The 21397-nt window shown below is 67.9% G+C and carries 16 protein-coding genes and 1 tRNA gene; 9 read left to right on the top strand and 8 right to left on the bottom strand.

Annotated elements, in window-relative coordinates; all coding sequences use genetic code 11:
• Window positions 1-133 precede the first annotated feature (133 nt).
• Window positions 134-3673 carry a DNA polymerase III subunit alpha gene (dnaE, locus tag BLP83_RS01500; protein WP_091237971.1) on the top strand — a complete coding sequence of 1180 codons (3540 nt, stop codon included), beginning with the start codon at window positions 134-136 and terminating at the stop codon, window positions 3671-3673.
• A 75-nt stretch (window positions 3674-3748) separates the two neighbouring features.
• On the opposite strand, the gene BLP83_RS01495 is transcribed toward dnaE, so the two are convergent.
• From BLP83_RS01495 to pdxH, 4 genes are all read right to left on the bottom strand, one after another.
• Complete coding sequence (locus tag BLP83_RS01495; RefSeq protein ID WP_091237970.1) at window positions 3749-5212, bottom strand: hypothetical protein; 1464 nt, start codon at window positions 5210-5212, stop codon at window positions 3749-3751.
• Between the two features lie 64 nt (window positions 5213-5276).
• Window positions 5277-6560 carry a polyhydroxyalkanoate depolymerase gene (locus BLP83_RS01490; RefSeq protein WP_091237969.1) on the bottom strand — a complete coding sequence of 428 codons (1284 nt, stop codon included), beginning with the start codon at window positions 6558-6560 and terminating at the stop codon, window positions 5277-5279.
• Window positions 6561-6790: 230 nt separating this feature from the next.
• Window positions 6791-7606, bottom strand: a complete 816-nt coding sequence (locus BLP83_RS01485) for a cobalamin-binding protein (RefSeq protein WP_091237967.1) — start codon at window positions 7604-7606, stop codon at window positions 6791-6793.
• The gene (gene pdxH, locus BLP83_RS01480; RefSeq protein ID WP_091237965.1) at window positions 7603-8196 is read right to left on the bottom strand and encodes a pyridoxamine 5'-phosphate oxidase; all 594 of its coding nucleotides are present in this window, start codon (window positions 8194-8196) and stop codon (window positions 7603-7605) included. Before pdxH ends, BLP83_RS01485 begins: the two co-directional genes overlap by 4 nt.
• A gap of 232 nt (window positions 8197-8428) precedes the next feature.
• Between pdxH and BLP83_RS01475 the strand changes: the two genes are divergently transcribed.
• The 3 genes from BLP83_RS01475 (at window position 8429) to BLP83_RS01465 (ending at window position 11952) form a co-directional block, all read left to right on the top strand.
• Window positions 8429-10588, top strand: a complete 2160-nt coding sequence (locus BLP83_RS01475; protein ID WP_176763960.1) for a protein-disulfide reductase DsbD family protein — start codon at window positions 8429-8431, stop codon at window positions 10586-10588.
• 31 nt (window positions 10589-10619) lie between these two features.
• The gene (locus tag BLP83_RS01470; protein ID WP_091237962.1) at window positions 10620-11246 is read left to right on the top strand and encodes a thioredoxin family protein; all 627 of its coding nucleotides are present in this window, start codon (window positions 10620-10622) and stop codon (window positions 11244-11246) included.
• A gap of 169 nt (window positions 11247-11415) precedes the next feature.
• A complete protein-coding gene (locus tag BLP83_RS01465; protein WP_091237960.1) occupies window positions 11416-11952 on the top strand; it encodes a DUF2062 domain-containing protein in 537 nt (178 codons plus the stop codon).
• Between the two features lie 102 nt (window positions 11953-12054).
• Here BLP83_RS01465 and BLP83_RS01460 read toward each other — a convergent pair.
• Window positions 12055-12145 (bottom strand) — tRNA-Ser (locus tag BLP83_RS01460).
• Between the two features lie 256 nt (window positions 12146-12401).
• On the opposite strand from BLP83_RS01460, the gene BLP83_RS01455 reads away from it, so the two are divergent.
• On the top strand, window positions 12402-13103 hold the full coding sequence (locus BLP83_RS01455) for a PP2C family protein-serine/threonine phosphatase (RefSeq protein WP_091237958.1): 702 nt from the start codon (window positions 12402-12404) through the stop codon (window positions 13101-13103).
• A 187-nt stretch (window positions 13104-13290) separates the two neighbouring features.
• On the opposite strand, the gene BLP83_RS01450 is transcribed toward BLP83_RS01455, so the two are convergent.
• On the bottom strand, window positions 13291-13974 hold the full coding sequence (locus BLP83_RS01450; protein ID WP_091237956.1) for a M24 family metallopeptidase: 684 nt from the start codon (window positions 13972-13974) through the stop codon (window positions 13291-13293).
• A gap of 133 nt (window positions 13975-14107) precedes the next feature.
• On the opposite strand from BLP83_RS01450, the gene rnt reads away from it, so the two are divergent.
• The gene (gene rnt, locus BLP83_RS01445) at window positions 14108-14782 is read left to right on the top strand and encodes a ribonuclease T (RefSeq protein WP_091237954.1); all 675 of its coding nucleotides are present in this window, start codon (window positions 14108-14110) and stop codon (window positions 14780-14782) included.
• Window positions 14783-14915: 133 nt separating this feature from the next.
• On the opposite strand, the gene BLP83_RS01440 is transcribed toward rnt, so the two are convergent.
• Entirely contained in the window at window positions 14916-16031 is a 1116-nt protein-coding gene (locus tag BLP83_RS01440; protein ID WP_091237952.1) for a hypothetical protein, read from the bottom strand.
• 285 nt (window positions 16032-16316) lie between these two features.
• Here BLP83_RS01440 and thiD point away from each other — a divergent pair, with 285 nt between their 5' ends.
• The 3 genes from thiD (at window position 16317) to BLP83_RS01425 (ending at window position 19994) form a co-directional block, all read left to right on the top strand.
• Entirely contained in the window at window positions 16317-17147 is an 831-nt protein-coding gene (gene thiD / locus BLP83_RS01435; protein WP_091237951.1) for a bifunctional hydroxymethylpyrimidine kinase/phosphomethylpyrimidine kinase, read from the top strand.
• Window positions 17148-17433: 286 nt separating this feature from the next.
• A complete protein-coding gene (locus BLP83_RS01430; RefSeq protein ID WP_143006514.1) occupies window positions 17434-17670 on the top strand; it encodes a hypothetical protein in 237 nt (78 codons plus the stop codon).
• On the top strand, window positions 17667-19994 hold the full coding sequence (locus BLP83_RS01425) for a hypothetical protein (protein WP_091237947.1): 2328 nt from the start codon (window positions 17667-17669) through the stop codon (window positions 19992-19994). Before BLP83_RS01430 ends, BLP83_RS01425 begins: the two co-directional genes overlap by 4 nt.
• Window positions 19995-20091: 97 nt before the next feature.
• On the opposite strand, the gene BLP83_RS01420 is transcribed toward BLP83_RS01425, so the two are convergent.
• Window positions 20092-21102: an isocitrate dehydrogenase gene (locus tag BLP83_RS01420; RefSeq protein ID WP_091237944.1), complete on the bottom strand. Its 1011-nt coding sequence runs from the start codon at window positions 21100-21102 to the stop codon at window positions 20092-20094.
• Window positions 21103-21397: the final 295 nt, after the last annotated feature.

Genomic DNA, 21397 nt, shown 5'->3' with positions numbered 1-21397 from the left:
GCGCTGCGAAAACAGCGGCGGATGCTACCGGATGTGAAGCACGGCCACGCCCCTGCGACGGCCCATATGCTGTCAAGGCTTGTTCGGCTTGGGGCGCGGCCGTAGGCTGGCCGACCTGCCGGATTGCCCTGCCATGCCCGCGCGCTTCGTCCATCTGCACCTGCACAGCGAATTCTCGCTGGTCGATTCCACGATCCGACTGCCACAGCTGATCAAGCGCTGCGCGGCCCTCGAGCTGCCTGCGGTGGCGGTCACCGACCTGTCCAACCTGTTCGGCCTGATCAAGTTCTACAAGGAAGCGCAGAAGGCCGGCATCAAGCCGATCGCCGGCAGCGACGTGATCGTGCAGGCGGCCGACGGCAGCCTCTCGCGCCTGACCCTGCTGTGCCGCAATCGCGAGGGCTACCTCAACTTGTCGCGCCTGCTGTCGCGGGCTTTCCTCGATGGCCACCAGGGGGATTTCGTCTGCGTTCGCCCCGATTGGGTGTCCGAGCATGCGGGCGGGCTGTTCGCGCTGGCCGGTCCGGGCAGCGACATCGGCCAGCTGCTTCGCGAGGGCAAGTCCGAGCCAGCCGAGGCGCGCTTGCGAGAGCTGCAGCAGCAGTTCGACGACCGCCTGTACCTCGAGCTGGTGCGCACGCGGCGCGAGGGCGAGGAAGACTTCATCGCCGGCGCCTGCGATCTCGCCATCCGCCGCGGCCTGGGCGTGGTCGCCAGCAATGACGTGCGCTTTCTGGAGGCCGAGGACTACGAGGCCCACGAGGCCCGCGTCTGCATCTCGACGGGCCGTGTGCTGGGTGATCCGCGACGTCCGCGCGAGTACTCCGACCAGCAGTACCTGAAGTCCTCGGACGAGATGTCCGCGCTGTTCGCCGACATTCCGGCCGCGCTCGAGAATTCGCTGGAGCTCGCCCGCCGCTGCAACCTCGAACTGCGGCTGGGCACCTACTTCCTGCCGGCCTTCCCGGTGCCGGACGAACACACCCTCGACAGCTGGATCCGCAGCACCGCGCACGAAGGCTTGAACAAGCGTCTTGAGAAGGCGCCGATCGCACCGGGCCATACGCGCCAGAGCTACTTCGAGCGGCTGGACGTCGAGCTGGGCGTGATCTGCAAGATGGGCTTTCCCGGCTACTTCCTGATCGTGGCCGACTTCATCAACTGGGCCAAGCAGAACGACATCCCGGTCGGCCCCGGCCGCGGCTCGGGCGCGGGCTCGCTGGTGGCCTGGGCGCTGGGCATCACCGATCTGGACCCGATCCCCTACGACCTGCTGTTCGAGCGCTTCCTGAACCCCGAGCGCGTGTCGATGCCCGACTTCGACATCGACTTCTGCATGGACCGTCGCGACGAAGTCATCGACTACGTCGCCCGCAAGTACGGCCGCGACCGGGTCAGCCAGATCATCACCTTCGGCACCATGGCGGCGAAGGCCGCCGTGCGCGACTGTGGCCGCGTGCAGGGCCTGCCCTTCCCCGCCGTCGACGGCGTCGCCAAGCTCATCCCCAACACGCTGGGCATCTCGCTGGACGACGCGCTGGGCCGCAGCAAGGCGGCGCAGGAGGACAAGGAGCTGTGCTCGGCCGAGCTGATCGACCGCTACCAGCACGAGGACGAAGTCCGCGATCTGATGGACCTGGCGCTCAAGCTCGAAGACCTGACCCGCAATGCCGGCAAGCACGCTGGCGGCGTGGTGATCGCGCCCGAACCGCTGACCGAGTTCAGCCCGCTGTTCGCCGAACCGCCGCCGAAAGAACCCGGCGCGCTGCGCAGCGTGGTGACCCAGTACGACAAGGACGATGTCGAGGCCGCAGGTCTCGTGAAATTCGACTTCCTTGGCCTGCGCACGCTGACCATCATCGACTGGGCGGTGAAGGCCATCAACCGGCGCCTCAAGCGCGAGGGCCGCGAGCTGCTGGACATCACCGCGCTGCCGCTGGACGACAAGCCCAGCTACGAGCTGTTCGCGCGCGGCGACACCGTGGCCGTGTTCCAGTTCGAATCGCGCGGCATGCGCGAGCTGCTGAAGCGCGCGCGCCCCGACCGCTTCGAAGACATCATCGCGCTCGCCGCCCTGTTCCGGCCCGGCCCGCTGGGCTCGGGGATGGACAAGGAATGGTGCGACCGCAAGCACGGCGAGACCGCCGTGACCTACCCGCATCCGCTGCTGGAACCGGTGCTGTCGCCGACCTATGGCGTCATCGTCTACCAGGAACAGGTGATGCAGATCGCGCAGGTGCTGGCCGGCTATACGCTGGGCGGCGCCGACATGCTGCGCCGCGCGATGGGCAAGAAGAAGCCCGAGGAGATGGCCAAGGAGCGCGCCAAGTTCGAAGCTGGCTGCGCCGAACGGCAGATCGATCCGCAGACCGCGACCTCGATCTTCGACCTGATGGAGAAGTTCGCCGAGTACGGCTTCAACAAGTCGCACTCGGCGGCGTACGCGCTGGTCGCCTACCAGACGGCCTGGCTGAAGGTGCACTACCCGGCCGAGTTCATGGCCGCTGTGCTCTCGTCCGACATGGACAAGACCGACAAGGTGGTGACCTTCCTGGCCGAATGCCGGGTGATGAAGCTCGACGTCGCCCTGCCGCACGTGAACCGCAGCAGCTACGCCTTCGAGGCTGACACCCCGCGCTCGATCGTCTATGGCCTCGGCGCGATCAAGGGCATGGGGCGCCAGGCCTGCGAGGCCATCGTCGAAGCGCGCGGCAAGGGCGAGTTCACCAGCCTGTACGACCTGTGCTCACGGGTCGAAGTCCTGCGCCGCAACCGCCGCAGCCTGGAGACCCTGATTGCCGCCGGCGCGCTGGATGGTCTCGGCCCCAACCGCGCCAGCCTGATGGAGCAGCTGCCCGACGTGCTGCGCGCCTGTGATCAGCAGGCCAAGGCCCGCGAGGTCGGTCAGGTCTCGCTGTTCGACCTGGGCGGCAGCGCGCCGGAGCCGGTGCTGCCCGAACTGCCGAGCGTGCCAGAATTTCCCCTGGAGAAGCTGCTGGAGGACGAGTACCGCGTGCTCGGCCACTACATCAGCGGCCACCCCATCGACCCCTGGCGTGACTTGTTGGGCCAGGTCATCACCTGCGATCTCGGCGGTCTCGACAAGGCCTACTCGGAGCGCAAGTTCGCCCGTGGCACCGAAGCCAGCGTGCTGCTGGCCGGCGTGGTCGGCGATGTGCGCCGCAGCGGCGAGAGCCGCGCCTTCGTGCAGCTGCAGGACGGCCGCGGGCAGATCGAGGCGGCCCTGTTCTCCGAGGCCTGCGCGCAGTACGCGCCGCTGATCAAGAGCCGCGAGATCGTGCTGGTCGAGGGCAGCCTTCAGGAAGACCGCATGGGCGACGGCTACAGCCTGCGTCTGCGCCGCCTGCTGACGCTGGAGGAGCTGTGTGCGAAGCACAGCCGCCACCTGCTGCTCAAAGTCGACAACCGTACGCAGGACGCGCTGAGCAGAGTCGAAGAGCTGCTCGCCAGCCACCGTCCCGGTCACACCGGGGTGCAGATCGAGCTGATGATCCCCGGCGCACGCGGGCGCCTGTACGGCGACGGCGGCTTCGCCGTGCGCCCCACCCCGCTGTTGCCCCGAATGCTGCGCGAGATTCCCGGCGTCGAAGTCGAGCTGCGCCTGCAGAAGCCCGAACCCACCCCGATGCCGGAGCGGCGCGCCGCGGGCTGAGTCCCAGGGGCACCCGCTGCCGGGCACGGCTTGGGTCAGCGGCGGCGCACTGGGTCTGGACCCGCTGAGCCCGTGCTACTTCCAGAACACGATCTGACGCGGCGCGCCCGCCGGCCGCTGTTCGGTATGCACGAGAAGCGTGTCGCGCTCGGCATAGGGCAGCCGGGACAGTTCCAGAACATGCCGGCCCGGAGGCAGATCGGCAACTGGCACCATCACCAGAAAGCCCGGCAGTTCGGAGTCCGGGCCCACATGGAAACTGTAGGGCACCTCAAGCGGGATGCCGTTCAGGCGCAGCGCGTGCAGGCGCGCGACGCAGGCGAGCACGCGCTCGGCGGCTTCAGCTTCGGCGGCCTTTGCTCGCGCCAGACGCTCGGCAGTCTCGGCCTCCATGCTCAAGGACTTCGTCGCGCTTCGGGAATCTTCGGCGGCTGCCTGCAGGCCCTGCTCCGCGCCCGGGCAGAGCGCTTCAATCGCTGCCGGGTGCTGTTGCACCTGATAAGGAATCACCAGCTCCAGGTAGGGACCACGCGCGCGTAGACTGCCGATGTACGGGGTGGATGCATGCACCACCGGATCGCGCTGATCCGCGTAGTGCGCATTCTCGATCACGTGGGCGCCGTCGAGCTGCGTGATGAGGCGCGCGGCCCCGGCCGAGAGGTGGGCCCGATCCCACAGCATGTCGACGAAGGCCATCGCGATCAGGGCGTACAGCAGGATCATCAAGCCCACGGTGCCCCGAACCACGCCGAAGCGGCTGGTAAACACCAGCATGAGGCCGGTGGTCATCCGCCCCAGCGGCAGGCGCAGCTGCAGGCGCTGCACCCAGATGATCCAGTGGGCCCAGCGCCAGTGGGGAGAGCGCGTCGACATGCGCTTGTCGAGCTGATTGGCGAGCAGATGCAGGCCCAGCCAGAGGGCGACCAAGCCCAGCATGATCCAGTCCACATGCTGCCCCCCGAAGGGCAGAGCCAGCAGCCAGGCCAGCAAGGCCATGGCCGCCGTGGTAACGACCGAGAACAGTGTCATCACCACCATCAGCGCCGCCACCGCAAACATCTGGCTGGCGACATCGTCGCTGCGGTCGATCAGTCGCTGCAGGGTCGGAAGTTCACGCCTCGCGACGGCGCGGAAGCGCGGTCCGTAGCGCAGACTCCGCCAGCGGATCCCGGTGGGGTAGACCGAACGCAGGCCCAGGGCCGCCACCCACAGGGCGCGAGTCATCAGGTGAGCGAGCAGGGTCAGGATCAGGATGTAGGCGATGACCTTGGCGAACACCCCGACCAAGCTGAGGACATCCTGCAGGCTGCCGGTGACGCGGTAATCCCAGAACGCGAGCTGGGCGCTGAGCCAGGCAGGCACCTGCATGAGCGCGAAGAAAGTCGCGCCCGACAGCAGCAGCTCGACCTCCCAGGTCGGCGCGGTTTCTCTGGGCAGCCGAAAAGGTGAAAGCGCGACCGTCTCCGCCCCGGGTCGAGTGTCTTCCCTGCTTTGCTGCTGCTCCACCATGTCGCTCTCCTGCGTTGAGGGCGCGATCATGCGGCAAGCGTGGATATGCGCACAGCCCCGGGCACCTGCCCGAGGCGAAACACTCGCTCGCGCCTCAACGCTTGGTGCGGGAGGCGCCCGACTCGTCAGCGGGCTTGGCCACATGCCGACGGATGAAGTCCCGCAGCTTTGGGTAGACCGTCTCGCGCCAACGCCGGCCGCTGAAGATGCCGTAGTGGCCGGCACCCGGCACTTCGTAGTGCTCACGCATCGTTTCCGGCACGCCGGTACACAGGCGATGCGCGGCGCGGGTCTGGCCGATGCCGCTGATGTCGTCGAGTTCGCCCTCGATGGTCATCAGCGCCACGCCCTGGATGTCCTGCGGGCGCACGCGCTCGCCGGACACGTCCCACTCGCCCTTGGGCAGCAGGTGCTGCTGGAAGACGACGCGGATGGTGTCCAGGTAATACTCGGCGGGCATGTCGAGCACGGCGTTGTACTCGTCGTAGAAGCGGCGGTGGCCCTCCGCGTCTTCCAGATCGCCGCGCACCAGGTCTTCGTAGAAATCCCAGTGCGAGCTCATGTGCCGGCCGGGGTTCATGGCGATGAAGCCGGCATGTTGCAGGAAGCCCGGATAGACGCGGCGACCGGCACCGGGATAGTTCGGCGGCACGGTGTGGATGACGGTGTTCTGGAACCAGCTGTGCGGCTTGTTCACCGCCAGATCATTGACCTTGGTCGGCGATTCGCGCGGATCAATCGGCCCGCCCATCATGGTCAGGCTGCGCGGCAGCGTCTCGCCCCGGCTGGCCATCAGCGAGACCGCCGCCAGCACCGGCACGGTGGGCTGGCAGACCGAAATCACATGCAGGTTCTTGGCGCCAATGTGGCGAATGAACTCCTCGATGTAGGCGATGTAATCATCGAGATGGAAGGGGCCCGCCGACAACGGCACCATGCGGGCGTCGATCCAGTCGGTGATATAGACCTTGTGGTCCTGCAGCAGGGTCTTGACGGTGTCGCGCAGCAGGGTCGAGTGGTGGCCGGACAGCGGTGCCACCACCAGCACGATCGGATCGTCTTTGAGGTCATTGACCACATCCGCGTCGTCGCTGAAGCGCTTGAAGCGGATCAGCTTGCAGAAGGGCTTGGCCAGCACGCAGTACTCGACGATCGGGATCTCGTGCCCATGTGCGACCACGCTGCGGATGCCGAACTCGGGCTTTTCGTAGTCCTTGCCCAGGCGGTACATCAGTTCGAAGCCGGCGGCCATACGGTCGGCGCCGGGCAGCTTGGACATCCAGCTGCCGTGGTCGGAATACAGGCGCGCGGTGGCCTCGGAATACGCGACCAGCGGGCTCAGCAATGAGCGTTGGAATTCGTGCAGGTGGTAAAGCATTGGGTGCCTCCTCGTGCTGCAGCGGGCCCGCGCGCGGTGCGCCCTCTCAGTGGCCCTCTGGTCGGGGCGTGGGCGTGGTCGCGTAGCAGCCAGCCTTGGGGGCCGGGCGGGCGATGGGTCACGCAGTAACTGCTGCGATGCAGCAATCATGCCACGCTCGCCCGAGTCAAACCGTGTGCAGACGGTCACGGAAGCACCGGACCATGGTCCGATTCCCGGCCTCTCGAGACTCACGCATTCTGCAAAGCGGACCAGCGCTGGATGTGACGCGCCATCTCGGCCACGCCATCGGTCAGCGCCGCAGGACCGGGCTGCAGGATCAGCGGCGACTTCACCTCGATCAGGAAGCCATCGCGCACGGCGGGCACGCTGCTCCAGCCCGGACGTGCTGCCACCTGTTCGGGCCTGAACTTCTTGCCGCACCAGGAGCCGAACACAATCTGCGGCGCGCGCTCGAGGATCGGATCGTCGCTGGCGAGGATGCGGTGCTTGGCCAAGGATTCCGCAGCCAGCTCGGGAAAGATGTCATCGCCACCGGCGATGCCGATCAGCTCGGAAACCCAACGGATGCCGCTGATGCGCGGCTCGTCCCACTCTTCGAAGTAGACGCGGGGGCGCATCGGCAGCTTCGCGGCTGTGCTCGCCAGTGCGTCCAGACCGGCGGCAAGCCGGTCGGCCAGCGCCTCGGCTCGGGCGGACGCACCGACCAGCGCCCCCAGTCGGCGGATGTAGTCGAGAATCTCGCCCACGCTGCGGTGGTTGGCGATCCACACCTCGACGCCGCGGCGGATCAGCTCGGCGGCGATGTCGGCCTGGATGTCGGAAAAACCAATGGCGAGGTCCGGCTTGAGCGCGAGGATCGCTTCGATCTTGGCCGAGGTGAAGGCGGACACCTTCGGCTTGTCTCGCCGCGCCTGCTTCGGCCGCACGGTAAAGCCGCTGATGCCCACGATGCGGTCCTGCTCGCCGAGCAGGTAGAGCGTTTCGGTGGGTTCCTCGGTGAGGCAGACGATGCGGCGCGGTCCGCGCGGGGCCTGCGCGCTCACGGATACAGCAGGCGCTTGGTCCACTCGCCGTCGACGCGCTCGTAGCGGTGGCGGTCGTGCAGACGCGCTGGCACGCCGTACCAGAACTCGATCATGTCGGGCACCACGCGGAAACCCGACCAGTGCGGCGGTCGCGCGACCTCGCGACCCTCGAACTCGCGCTCGATATCGGCGATGCGCGCATCCAGCGTGGCGCGGCTGTCCAGCGTTTCCGACTGCAGCGAGGCCCAGGCACCGATCTGGCTGGCGCGCGGACGCGAGGCGAAATAGGCGTCGGCCTCGGCTGCGCTGACGGGTTGCACGGCGCCTTCGATCTTGGCCTGCACCTGGTAGCGCAGGGTCTTCCACAGGAACAGCAGGGCGGCCTGCGGATTGGCCTGCAGCTGCTGGCCCTTGCGGCTGTTGAAGTTGGTGTAGAACACGAAGCCGCGCTCGTCGAAGTCCTTGAGCAGCACGGTGCGCGCGGAGGGCCGGCCGGCGGCATCGCAAGTCGCCACCGTCATCGCGGTGGGCTCGGGGTCACCAACGGACCTGGCTTCGTCCAGCAGGTCGCGGAACGTGATCAAGGCTTCGGCGTAGAGGTCGCTCATGCGGGGCTCCGGGTGACGGATCGCTGGGGATGTGTAAAGACCGTGCAGACAGTGTCGAGGCAGCGCGAAAGCGCGCACTTGAGTTCGCGCAAGGTGCGCGCGGCCAGTACCAACGGGGGAGGCGCGCAGTGTAGCGCCCTGTGCAACCTGCACCGGTGATCAGGGAGTCACGCGCGGCACTCGCATGCTGCCGGGGCAAGGCCTCCCGCAACACTTCCCCAAGGACTGTCGCGTGCTCGCATCGTTCAGATCTTTTCTGCTCCTGCTGCTCGGCCTGTCGACGGCGTTAGTCGGCGCTGCGAGCAGCGCCGCCGAGTCCGAGCCCCTGCTCACCGACCACCTGCGCTCGCGCCTGGTCGCCGCCGCCGACGCGGCCGTGCCCGGGCAGACACTCAAGCTCGGCCTGCTGTTGGAGCACGACCCGGGCTGGCACACCTATTGGAAGAATCCCGGCGACTCCGGCCTGCCCACGCGGATGGAATTCACGCTACCCGACGGGCTGGTCGCAGGCGAAATCGAGTGGCCGCTGCCGGAACGCCAGCCCGCGGGTGGGCTGGTCAACTTCGGTTACAGCCATACCGAGCTGCTGCCGGTCAGCGTGGCGGTGCCTGCGGACTTCGCCGCGGACTCGATCACGATCACGCTCAAGGCGAGCTGGCTGATCTGCGAGCTGGAGTGCATCCCCGGCAGCGGCGAGTACCGTCTGGCGCTGCCGGTCGCGCAACGCGCCCAGCGCAGCGCGCAGGCCGCCACCTTCGAGCGTGCCGCTGCAAGACAGGCGCAGCGGGTCGATGTCGAAGCCCAGTACAGCGCCGAGAACAGCGGCGTGGCCATCGAAATCCGGCTCGACGGACCGCTGGCCGCGGCCTTCGCGACAGGCGCCGACGGCTGGACCCTGATGCCGGCCACGCCGCAGATACTGGCCAATGCCGATCCGCCGCGCTTCTCGATCGCGCAGGACGAACTCCGCGTCGAGGTTGCGCGCTCCGAGTTCTTTGCCAGCGCCCCCGAACGGATCGAACTGCTGCTGAGCAATGGCGATCGCGGCTACACGGTGCTCGCGCGCCACCAAGCCGCATCCGTTTCAGCGGCAGCGGCAGCGAGCGGTCAGGAGGCGACCGAGGCAAGCAGCGGGTTCAATGATTCGAACACGGCCGGCGCGCCCGTCGGCCTGTGGCTGGCCCTGCTGCTGGCCTTCGCCGGCGGCCTGGTGCTGAACCTGATGCCCTGCGTGTTCCCGGTGCTGAGCCTGAAGGCGCTGGGTGCCGTCGAATCCGCGCACGATGCGGCGGAAATGCGGCGGCATGGCCTGTGGTACACGCTGGGCGTGCTCGCCAGCGTGCTGCTCGTGGCCGGCCTTCTGCTCGCCCTGCGCGCCGGCGGTGAGGCCATCGGCTGGGGCTTCCAGCTGCAGGAGCCCGGTTTCGTCGCCGCCATCGCTCTGCTGCTGTTCGCCATGGGCCTGTCATTCTCGGGCCTCTACGAGTTCGGCGCCGGCATGACCGGCATGGGCCAGCAGCTCACCGAGGGCGGCGGCCGTCGCGGCGCTTTCTTCACCGGGGTGCTGGCCTGCGTAGTCGCAAGCCCCTGCACCGCGCCCTTCATGGGCACGGCGCTGGGCGCAGCCCTGGTGCTGCCGACGCACGAAGCCCTGCTGGTGTTCACCTTCCTCGCGCTGGGCCTCGCCTTTCCGATGTTGCTGCTGGGCTATGTGCCCGCGTTGGCGCGGCTGCTGCCGCGGCCAGGTGCCTGGATGCAGACCTTCCGCGAGCTGCTGGCGTTTCCCCTGTACCTGACCGTGCTCTGGCTGGCCTGGGTGTTCGGCCGGCAGACCGGCATGCTGGCGCTGACCGCGCTCGGCGGCGGCTTCATCGCCATCGCCTTCGCCCTGTGGCTGCTGCGGCGCGCGCAGGGGCGCGAGCGCGGCGCCCTGCCCTTGCGTGCGCTCGCGGCCATGGCGATGGTCTCCGCGCTGGCACTGCCTCTGCTCGCGCCGCGCGAAGTCGGCCCTGCAGGCGCGGCCGAAACAGGCGCCCTGCACGAGCCCTGGACGCCCGCGCGCTTCGCGGCCCTGCGCGACGAAGGCCGACCGGTGCTGGTCAACATGACCGCGGACTGGTGCATCACCTGCCTCGCCAACGAGCGAGTGGCCCTGTCCTCGACCGAGTTCGCGGACGCGCTGAGAACGCGCGGGGTGGTCTATCTGAAAGGCGACTGGACCCGTCAGGACGCCGGCATCACGGCCTATCTCGAATCCTTCGGCCGCAGCGGCGTGCCGCTGTACGTGCTGTATCCCGCGCGGGGCGAGCCGATCGTCCTGCCGCAACTTCTGACGCCCGCGATCGTACGCGAGGCGCTCGAAGCCCTGCCGCCGGCCCGCGCCGACGGCTGAACCTTCCCAAGCAACGCAGCAGGAGACCCGCATGAACCGCATCGCCCTGTCCCGCCTCGCCTTCGCCAGCCTCGCCGCTTTCGGCCTCACTGTCGGCAGCGCCTCCGCCGCACCCGAGATCGGCGCCGCCGCACCTTCGTTCACCCTGACCGACGCCGACGGCAAGACCCATTCGCTGGAGGATTTCCGCGGCAAGACCGTGGTGCTGGAGTGGACCAACCACGACTGCCCCTTCGTCAAGAAGCACTACAACGGCGAAAACATGCAGAAGCAGCAGCGTGAGGCCGCTGAATCCGGCGTGGTCTGGCTGACCGTCAACTCCTCCGCCCCCGGCAAACAGGGCCACGTCAGCGCCGACCAGGCCAAGCAGATCGCCGCTGGCTGGAATGCCGCCAACGCCGCCTACCTGTTCGACGCCGACGGCACGGTCGGCCGCGCCTATGCCGCCAAGACGACTCCGCACATGTACGTGATCGATGGCGAGGGCGTGCTGCGCTACAACGGCGCCATCGACAGCATCCCCAGCGCCGATGTCGCCGACATCCCGAAGGCGACCCAATACGTGCCGACCGGCCTGTCCGAGCTCGCGGCGGGCGGCAGCATCAGCACGGCGGTGACCCAGCCCTACGGCTGCAGCATCAAGTACGCCGACTCCTGAGTCGGGCGAACGGAGGGCGGCAGCCGCCGCCCTCCCTTGGCATGGGTGCGCCAGAACAGCCTTGGCCCAAGGCTTGCACGACCTTCGGCGAAAGTGCCGGCTGCGTCAGCCTGCGTTGGCGCAGGCCACACTAGACTGCCGCGCACTCCCTCATCGGTGATTCGCCCGCATGGCCTTCCGCGCCCCGACCCCCGAGCAGATCCGCAGCGGCCAGCTGGGCCGCCTGTTCGGGCCGCGTCTCGCTGACAGCAAGCTGTGGACGCGGCGGCGCCGCAGCGTGGCCCTCGGCGTGGCGGTGGGCGTCTTCTTCGGCTTCCTGATCCCGCTGGGTCAGTTCCTGTTCGCCGGTGCGCTGGCGATCCTGCTGCGCGCCAACGTGCCCACGGCGCTGGTCAGCACTCTGGTCACCAACCCCTTCACCTTCGGCCCGGTCTATTACGCGGCCTATCTCGTCGGCAGCTGGGTGCTTGGCAGTGCTCCGAGTGAGGCCGAGGTGCATGGCGCGCTCGCCGCGGCCGAGGCGGCCAGCGGCTGGTTGCATTGGTTTGACGGGGTCGGCGCACCGCTCATCACCGGGCTGGCCCTGTTCGCCTGCATCGGTAGCGCGTTGGCCTATTTCGGAGTGCGCTGGCTGTGGAAGTTCGCGGTGCTGCGCCGGCGTCGCCGCCAGCGCGTGGCGCGCGCGGCCAAGCGGGCGCTCGCCTGATTCGCCAGTGGGCCATCGCCCGCGCCACCGCGTTCAAACTCGAGCCAAGGCCCGGAAACGACAAAGGCCACCGAGTTTCTCTCGGTGGCCTTTGTACATATCTGGCGGAGAGGGAGGGATTCGAACCCTCGATACGCCGGAGGCGTATACCGGATTTCGAGTCCGGCGCATTCGACCACTCTGCCACCTCTCCAGGTGGTTCCCACGGCGCGGCTGGCCGCGCTGCAAGGCCGCGCATAATACGGACCGCGTTCGATCCGCACAAGCCCGAGCAGCGCGGCAAGGCCTCCGCCCCCCGCGACCTTCCGGGCACGTATCCAGCGCGGCTTGCAGGCCACCGCGGCACTGACGGACATCGGCGGCTTTCTCCGTATAGGATTGCAGACACTTCGCGATGCCGGCGCAGACGCGCGCCCCGCATCCACATCCGCAACTCCAGGTCTGCACGCATGATCGAATTCGGGCTGCTCAGTCACGTCGGGCTGCGTCGCGAACACAACGAGGACACCTTCTACGGTGACAGCGAGCTCGGCCTCTGGCTGGTGGCTGACGGCATGGGTGGGCACGAGTTCGGCGAAGTCGCCAGCGCAATGGCGCGCGATGCGATCGTCCGCGAGGTGCGTGGCGGGGCGTCGCTGAGCACCGCGATCCAACGCGCCGACGAGGAGCTGATCGACCACAGCCGCCAGCGCAGCGATGCCCTGCCCATGGGCACCACCGTGGCTGCCGTGCGGGTGCAGCGCGATCGCTTCGAGGTCGCCTGGGTCGGCGACAGCCGCGCCTACCTGTGGAACGGCCGTCTGCAGCAACTCTCGCAGGACCACAGCTACGTGCAGGAGCTGATCGAACAGGGCGCGATCACCGCCGAGCAGGCGCGCAGCCACCCGCACCGCAATGTCGTGACGCAGGCGCTGGGCGTCACCGACCCCGACAACCTGCGCGTCGAGACCATCAGCGGCGAACTCAAGCCGGGCATGCAGCTGCTGCTGTGCAGCGACGGCCTCACCGAAGAGGTCGACGACGGTGAGATCGAACGCACGCTGGCGCGCAGCGACCTCAGCGCACAGGAGTGCGTCGACCAGCTGATCGTCGCCGCCCTGGACGGTGGCGGCTCGGACAATGTCACCGTGGTGCTGGTGCGCCGGCACTAACAGCTTGTTGAAAAGCTCCCTTCCGGGGAGTTCTTCAAGTCGGCGGTCCGGCGCAGGTCCGCACCGCCTCACGACACGTCAATCGCTTACGCGCTTGCTTTCTCGTCCCGGCCATCCCTGGCCGGGCTAGCAGGCTGTTTTTCAACAGGCTGCCGAGGCCCGCCCCGGTCCCGCAGGCGCTCCCCGCTCAGGCCAGCAGCAGGTCCTCGAAGAAGGCACCAATCGGGCGGGTCGGGTGGCGGATCTGGATCTCCAGCACCCACAGGCCGGGCGCCGGCGCGAACTCGGCGGCTGCGAGCTTGCAGGCCTTGTGCACGGCGTGCGGGAAGTCCCCGAGCCGATGCCCCGGCGCACCGAGATTGAGTGCATAGCCGCGCTGTTCGGCCGCACGCTCAGCGAAAGCATAGAGCTCGCGACCGCTGCAGCCGCTGCGCCACTGCTCGGCCACCACCTCGAACAGCTCGCGGGCCGCGGCGGCAATGTCGTGATGCGCTGGGTCATCGCCGAGCACGAAGGTATCGCCGTAGTCGCCCTCGTGGCCGTCCCAGACCGGGCCGATGTCGATGAAGAACAGATCATTCTCACCGAGCACCACCTCCGGGTCCGAGGCCTCCTTGTACAGCTTCAGAGTGTTGCGGCCAAAACGGATGTGGGTCGGATGCCAGATCCGCTCGAAGCCGAGTTCCTCGAAGACCTGATCGGCGACGCGATTGGCTTGGTCCTCGCGCATCCCGGGACACAGTCGTGCGGCGATGCGGCGCGTGGCCTCAAGGGAACGCTCGCGCGCCGCCAGCAGACGAGCGGCGTCGAAACCCGGTCCCACACCTTCACCGGGATGGGGGCCGGCGCCCCAGGGCTGGATCGAAATCATCGACACTCCACGCATTGGATGAGCGCGCACCTTGTGCAGCCCGCCCGCCGCAGTCAAGCCGGCGCCGCCGACCCAAGCTGTTATCCTGCCGCGCGATGAAACACGATCGCACGCGCGGCGGGCCGGGCCCCGCATGACCACGCCCCAGCCCGCACGCTCCATGGCCGCGCGATTCCGCGGCTTCCTGCCCGTCGTCGTCGATGTCGAGACCGGTGGCTTCGATGCGGAGCGCCATGCGCTGCTCGAAATCGCCGCCTCGCCCATCGAAATGGACGCGGAGGGCCGGGTCTTTCCGGGCAGCGTGGTGTCCACCCACGTGATCCCATTCCCGGGCGCCGAGATCGACCCCAAGGCGCTCGAAGTCACCGGCATCGATGTCGACCATCCCTTTCGCGGCGCGCTCAACGAGCGTGCGGCGCTGGACCACCTGTTCATTCCCATCCGCGCAGCGGTGAAGCGCTACGGCTGCCAGCGCGCGGTGCTGGTGGGCCACAACGCGGCCTTCGACCTGGGCTTCCTCAACGCGGCAGTGCGGCGCACCGGCCACAAGCGCAATCCCTTCCACCCCTTCAGTTGTTTCGACACGGCCACACTCGCGGGGCTCGCTTTCGGGCAGACGGTATTGAGCCGCGCGGTGCAAGCGGCCGGCATTGCCTGGAACAGCGCGGAAGCCCACTCCGCGGTCTACGACACCGAGCGCACGGCCGAGTTGTTCTGCACGATCGTGAACCGCTGGCGCACGCTGTCCAGCCTCGACGCCGGCAGCGTCGATGAAGCCCTGCTGGCCGGCGACGATGGGGCCCCCTGAGCAGATCCGAAGCGGATTGCTCGGCCCAGTCGAGCAAACAAAAAAAGAGGGCCCCACCTGCGTGGAGCCCTTCGAGATCAAGCCCTGTTAACTTGAGTCCTCAGGAGTGCCCTGCCAGAGGCAGGGTGGAAAACTAGAAAGCGACCGACCAGTTGAGCTCCACCTCCACCTGCGATCCCTCGCGATAGCGGTTGCGGAAGGGGTTGGGCCCCAAGATGTACTGCGCCGGCGCATAGCTCGCGCCGATGCTGAAAGAGCTGTCTTCACCGACCTGCCGCTGGTAGCGCGCGGCGACGTGATTGCCCGAGTAAAGCTCGCGGAGCGCGAGGTCAAACAGTGCGGAGGTTGGCGAGGGCTGCTGACGGGTGGTGACTTCCAGACCCCACTGACCGCCTGTGGCATCGGCAAGTTCGGCCCGCGCCGAGTACACGTTCAGGTCGCGCCAAGCGAACACCGGCGCGGAGCCGTCTCCCAGCAGGGCCAGCAGCTGGCTCGGCAGAGCATAGGTAGTGAAGGCTGCAACCTCACTGTAGAACACCCGCTCGGCACCGATGTGCAGTGCGAGGCCCTGCACGGGCTTGAGCCCGAGGCTCAGCCCGGTGCGCGCGGGCATGTCGAAATCGCCAGGCTCCGAGAACAGGCCGCGGTAGGTCTTGAAGGCGTCCATGTCGACCCGCGACTGCAGGTTGAGGCCGACAACGAGTCGCTCACCGAGATCCGAGTCGAAGCCGAAATGCACACCCTGCCCGTAGGACTGCTCGGTCGCTCCCGCCGAGGAACGCATGCCCATCTGCGGCAGCCACTGGCTGGAGGCCCGCACTTCGCCGAAGCCCGGCGTCGCGAAGCGCTGGCTGGCCACGGTGAGGCCGAAGCGGAGCTCGGAGGTGGAACCAATCCGGGTCTGTACCTGCGGCGAGAAGGAGGTCGTGCTGAAGCGCGAGGTTTCGACAGCGAATCGAGTCAGCGGCGCTTCCATGGCGTACGTGGGCTTGTGTCCGCCCAAGGCCGATGCCAAGGGCGCGGGCGCGAACGCGGCCTGCACAGAAAGCGTGAGGCGACCGACCGCCTCGCTGAGCAGCGCAGTGTCCGCGCGCGGCTGGGGTGGGCCCGAGGCTTCGTCGATGCGGCCCAAGCTCTGCTGCAGATCGCCCTGCAGGCTCAGTCGGGCATACTCGCGCCAGCCCTGAGATTCGGAGGACGCTTCGCTCGCGACGGCGAACGGCGCAACCAGCAGCAGCGGAACGACCAAGGCCGACAGCGCCCGCGGGCGTAGCGATCCGGATTGCGTTGCGTGGCGGCGGTGCACCGTTGGAATTCCCCTGTGAGAACCACCCGGCTGCAGGGCGGCCGCCGCAGTATGGACAAAACACAACAGCCGCACAAGCACCCGCAGCGCGCACGCAACACCCGATCCTCCCCTCCCCGTTCCACCAGCGATCCGACCTCCAGACCCGCCCCTGAGCTGCTGCGCCTTCGCTCAGGGGACGCCCCTGGAACGCCAACGCCGCCTCCACGCATGCCTGAGCCAGCAACGATGTCTCATATCCACAACACCCTCCTCGAACGCCCCCCCTCCGTGCTGAGCATCGCTGGCTCGGACTCCGGCGGCGGCGCGGGTATCCAGGCCGACCTCAAGACCTTTGCCGCGCTGGGCGTGCACGGACTCACGGCGATCGCCGCCCTGACCGCGCAGACGACACGAGGCGTGAGCGCGGTGGAGCTCCCCTCGCTCGGCTTCCTGCATGAGCAGATCCGCTGCCTGCTGGAGGACTTCGATGTGCGGGCGATCAAGATCGGCATGTTGGCGGACGCCGCTCGCATCCACTGCGTCGCCGATGCGCTGGCAGCGCGGCCGGACATCCCGGTCGTCCTCGATCCGGTCATGGTCGCCAGTTCGGGCGCACGCCTGCTAGCCGCCGATGCCATCCATGCGCTCAAACTGAGCCTGCTGCCGCGCGCCACGGTCCTCACCCCCAACCTGCCCGAAGCCGAGGTGCTGGTCGAGCGCCCGCTCGCGGACGCCGAAGCCTGTGCGCAGGCCGCCGCCGAGCTGCGCGCGGCCGGCGCTGCCTGGGTGCTGATGAAAGGCGGGCACCTCGGCGAAGGGGACCAAGTCCATGACCGACTCTATGGGGCAGATCCACAGGTCCTGAGCTGGTCACAGCAACGGCTGGACCTGTCGCCGCACGGCACGGGCTGCACCCTGTCCTCCGCGATCGCCGCCCTGATTGCCACCGGCATGGAGGTTCCCGCTGCGGTCGGGCATGCCATCGGCTTCGTGCACCAGGCCCTGCGAGCGGCCTACCGGCCGGGCCTGGGCGAGCTGGCCGTGCTGGACCATCTCGCCGCCCGGAGGCCGCTCTGAGGCAACACGGCTCAAGCCCCTTCTGGCCGTGATCCGTAGTCGAGAGCCCCGCAGCTGTCCTGACTCGCTTGCGCTGGATCAGACATCGCGCGCTCCACGTCGTGCCACAACGCTTAGATCCTCAGCGCTACCCTAGGGCCGCACGAGTCCGGCATCGGCCAGAACTCGTGCTGGCGTTGCGCAGCAATGCCTTCGCTCCGCCCGCTCACGAGGGCCTGCCCTCGGCGTCCCAACTTCGTCCCTGTGGAAGCCTATGAAGCTGACATCCTGGCCTCGCGTCTTTCTGTTGCTGACCCTCCCGCTCGGCGCATCGGCCGCGCAGCCAAAACCCGAGTTCCACCCCATCGCGCTGCCGCCCGGCAAGTCGATCCATGACATCAAGCCGCACCCCGAGGTGCGCGCTGACCAGCCGGTGCTGCTCGAGCTGCGCGCCCATCGACACGCGGACGGCAGCCTGCATTTCGACTGCAGCCACGCGTCCGCCGTGGATGCCGACGCCCCAGCCGAGGACGACAGCGAATGAAGCGCCTGGCCAGAAGCTTCATATTGGCCTCGATCGCGACGCCTGCACTGGGGTTCGCGCAGTCCACCCCTTTGGCGCTTCTGCCCGGCCAGCCCCAGGAGCTCCAGATTCCGGGTCGACAGATCACCACCTCGTGGGTGGTGGACGTGCCAGCGGACGCGCGCCGGATGCGGCTTGAGCTGGCGGCAGCCAACCCTGCCCAGGACGTGGACCTGCTGCTTCGGCGAGGAACTCCGTTCGATCTGCGCACAGAGGGCGGCATCGACGTGAACCAGTTCTTCGACCAGGCGCACTATCGATCGGCCAGCGCCGGCGGCGAGGAGTTCCTGCTCGTCAGTGACGCCAATCCGATCGCGCTCTCGCCCGGACGCTGGCACATCGGCCTGGTGAACTTCGACAGTGCGCCGGCGGATGCGAGCCTGACCGTCAGCTTCCAACAAGAGGAGTCGGCGCACGCGCAGGTGGAGTTCGTGTTCGACCATGCGGGCACGACCCAGAACCCGTGCGACACCAGTGGCTGGAACGATTCCACTCCGCTGGAACCGGCCCGCGGCAATCCGGGCACGACTCTGGGCGAGCAGCGCCGCGAAGCCGCCCGCGCTGCCGCACGCCTGCTCAGCGAACAGCTGAAGCCGCGTCTGCCAGTCCGGATCCAGGCGTGCTGGTCCGACCTCGGGGACGCCACGGGCAATCGCTTCACCTTGGCCCAGGCCGCACCGCAGTCCGTGTTCGTGAGCGATGTCGGATTCGGCTCGAACCTGCCCGCACTGGAGCGCGACTACACCTGGTTCGCAATGGCAGCCGCCGCGCAGCAGCTCGGCACCAGCAGCTGCCGGATTGATCGCAGGATCGCCTGCGGCGGCGAATTCGATGTGCGCGCGACCTTCAATTCCAAGCTGGACCAGCCGGGCGCTGCGCGCTTCGATTACGGGATCAACTCAGGAGCCAGCGGGGTCGGCAGCAGTTTCGTGTCGGTGGCGCTGCACGAAGTGCTCCACGGGCTGGGCATCTTCGGCCTGGTCAACTTGGAGGAGGATGCCGATGGCCCGATCGGCGCCAAGCTCAGGCTGGTGGACGGCGGCCCGGCATGGGACGACGCCTACGGCGCGCGCGCGGTCGCAGTCAATGCGGGGGGCGAGGGCTTTCGCGAGTTCCTGCGTATCAGCGATGCAGAGCGCGCAGCCGCCCTGACATCCTTCGGCCGCCTTCGCTTCGCGGGTGAACGCGCCGCGACGACCGCGGGGACCCTCAACTTCGCACCGCCCGACAATTTCATCCGCCTGCATTCCCCGACGACCATCGAGGCCGGCTCCACCTACTCGCACATCCAGAGTTTCGCCAGCTACGGCCCGCAGCTGATGTATCCGACCGTCGGCAGCACGCCTCCGCGCGAGCTCGGCATCGCTGGCGGCATGCTGCGGGACCTGGGCTGGAGGGACACGCCCGGCACGAGCAAGACCTTCAGCAGTGCGCCAAGCTACCAGTTCTACGATCCGGCACGCAGCGGACACGGCATCGACTTCCGCCTGATCTCGCCCAGCATCACCGGCCGCGATGCCGAGTACTTCTTGGGTTTCTACACCTTCGACGCCGACGGCAACCCCGAGTGGTACGTCTCGTCGGGGCCGGTCGTCGATGGGGTGTTCGTGCCGGCCCGCAACACCTTCGGCGACTCCCTGCTGCGGCAGAACTACCTCGGCCCTAACAACTCGGTGTCCGATGCCAGCGCAGCTTACTCCGGCACGATCAGGATCAACTTCAACAATGCGCGACTGCATCCGGCCTGCCAGGACGGCCACCCCGACCGCAGGCTGGACGGCCCCTTGGCGGTGATGACGGCCCGCATCAACGGCGAGCGCATCCAGTGGTGCATGCAGCCCGTGGTGATGCCCGGCCGCGTGCAGCGCGACTTCAGCAGCATCTGGTACTCGCTGGGGGATAGCGGTTGGGGGCTGGCCCTGCAGAGCTTCGATGGCTCGACCGACAGGGGCACTGCGGCAGATGGCCTCTTCTCGATCCTGTTTTATGCGGATGCCACCGGCAAACCTCGCTGGGCCATCGGCCAGGCGACCGACTTCAGGCCAGGGCAGGCGCAGCCACTGCGTCAGGTGGCCGGCTACTGCCGGACCTGCCCTTCGACCGATGGCATCCAGCTGTCCGAGCCAATCGGCAGCATGACTCTCGATCTGGTCCAGGGCGGCGCCGGCGCGCAGGGCAACCGGATCAGTTTCGATGTGACCTACCCGGGAACCGAAGGCGGGCGCTTCCAGCGCGACAGGGTGAACCTGTTCCCGAACAGCGATCCGACCTTGGGCGGGAACTGAGCGCCGAGTCTTCCCTTGCCTCAGCCACACACAGAAGAGGCGGCGTGTTTCGGCACGCCGCCTCTTCTTGTTCCGGCGAGGATCTGCCGGTGATCGATCAGGCAGTCGCGCGCTCGGCAATGGCGCGAGCGAACTCCATGGTGCTGCCGCTGCCGCCGAGATCCGGCGTGAGTCGATCGCGGGCCTCCATGGTGGCGACGATGGCGGCGCGCAGGCGCTTGGCCGCCGGCTCCATGCCGAGATGGCCGAGCATCTGTGCCGCGCCCAGCAGCAGCGCACAGGGGTTGGCGATGCCCTGGCCGGCGATATCCGGCGCCGAGCCGTGCACGGCTTCGAAGATCGCCGCCTTCTCACCGATGTTGGCGCCCGGCGCGAGGCCCAGGCCGCCGACAAGTCCGGCACACAGGTCGGACACGATGTCGCCGAACAGATTGGTGGTGCAGATGATGTCGAACTGCTCGGGGCGCATCACCAGCTGCATGCAGGTGTTGTCGACGATCATCTCGTTGCACTCGATGTCCGGATACAGCTTGGCCACTTCCCGGGCGACCTTCAGGAACAGGCCCGAAGTGCTCTTCAGGATGTTGGCCTTGTGGACGATGGTGACCTTGCGCCGACCTGCACTGCGGGCCAACTCGAAGGCATAGCGGACGATGCGCTCTGAGCCCTTGCGGGTGATCTTCTGGGTCAGCGTGGCGACCTCGCCATCCGGCGAGACGGTCTGGCCCTCGCCGATGTAGGCACCTTCGGTGTTCTCGCGCACGGTGATGATGTCGATGCCGCTGTAGCGCGCCTTGGTGTTCGGGAACGAGATCGCCGGGCGCACGTTGGCGTAGAGATCGAAACGCTTGCGCAGTTCGACATTGATCGACGAAAAGCCCTCGCCCACCGGCGTGGTCAGCGGACTCTTGAGCGCTACGCCCAGGCGGGCGATGGCCTCGAGGGTTGCGGCAGGCAGCAATTCACCGTGTTTCTCCAGCGCCACCATGCCGGCGTCGACAAATTCGTACTTCAGGCCCAGCTGCATCGCATCCAGCACGTGCAGGGTAGCGTCCATGATCTCGGGGCCGATGCCGTCGCCGCGGATGACCGCGATAGTGGTGCTCATAGGTGGGATTCCGTTTGCCTGTCTCGAACGAGGGACAGGACCCGCATGCGGGCCCCGGGAAGGATCCGATGGCGCGCCCGCGAGTGGAGCGCGGCCAAGCCGCGTACGCTAACCGGCGCGCGGCGGACCCGCCATTATCCGAAAGACGCAGAGCCAGCGGAACCCGCCTGTGGTCATGCGATTCAGCCACAGGCGCGACTCCGGGGCTGTCGCGCAGGCCGACCCGATTCCATCGACCGCGCCGGCCCAGCCGATCGAGCTCCAGGCGAACTGCTAAAGTTCGGGCCTGCCGTTC

The organism is Aquimonas voraii (genome assembly GCF_900101825.1).
Lineage (GTDB): Bacteria > Pseudomonadota > Gammaproteobacteria > Xanthomonadales > Xanthomonadaceae > Aquimonas > Aquimonas voraii.
The sequence above is the reverse complement of the archived record's forward strand: the minus strand, read 5'-3'. Positions and strand labels throughout refer to the sequence as shown.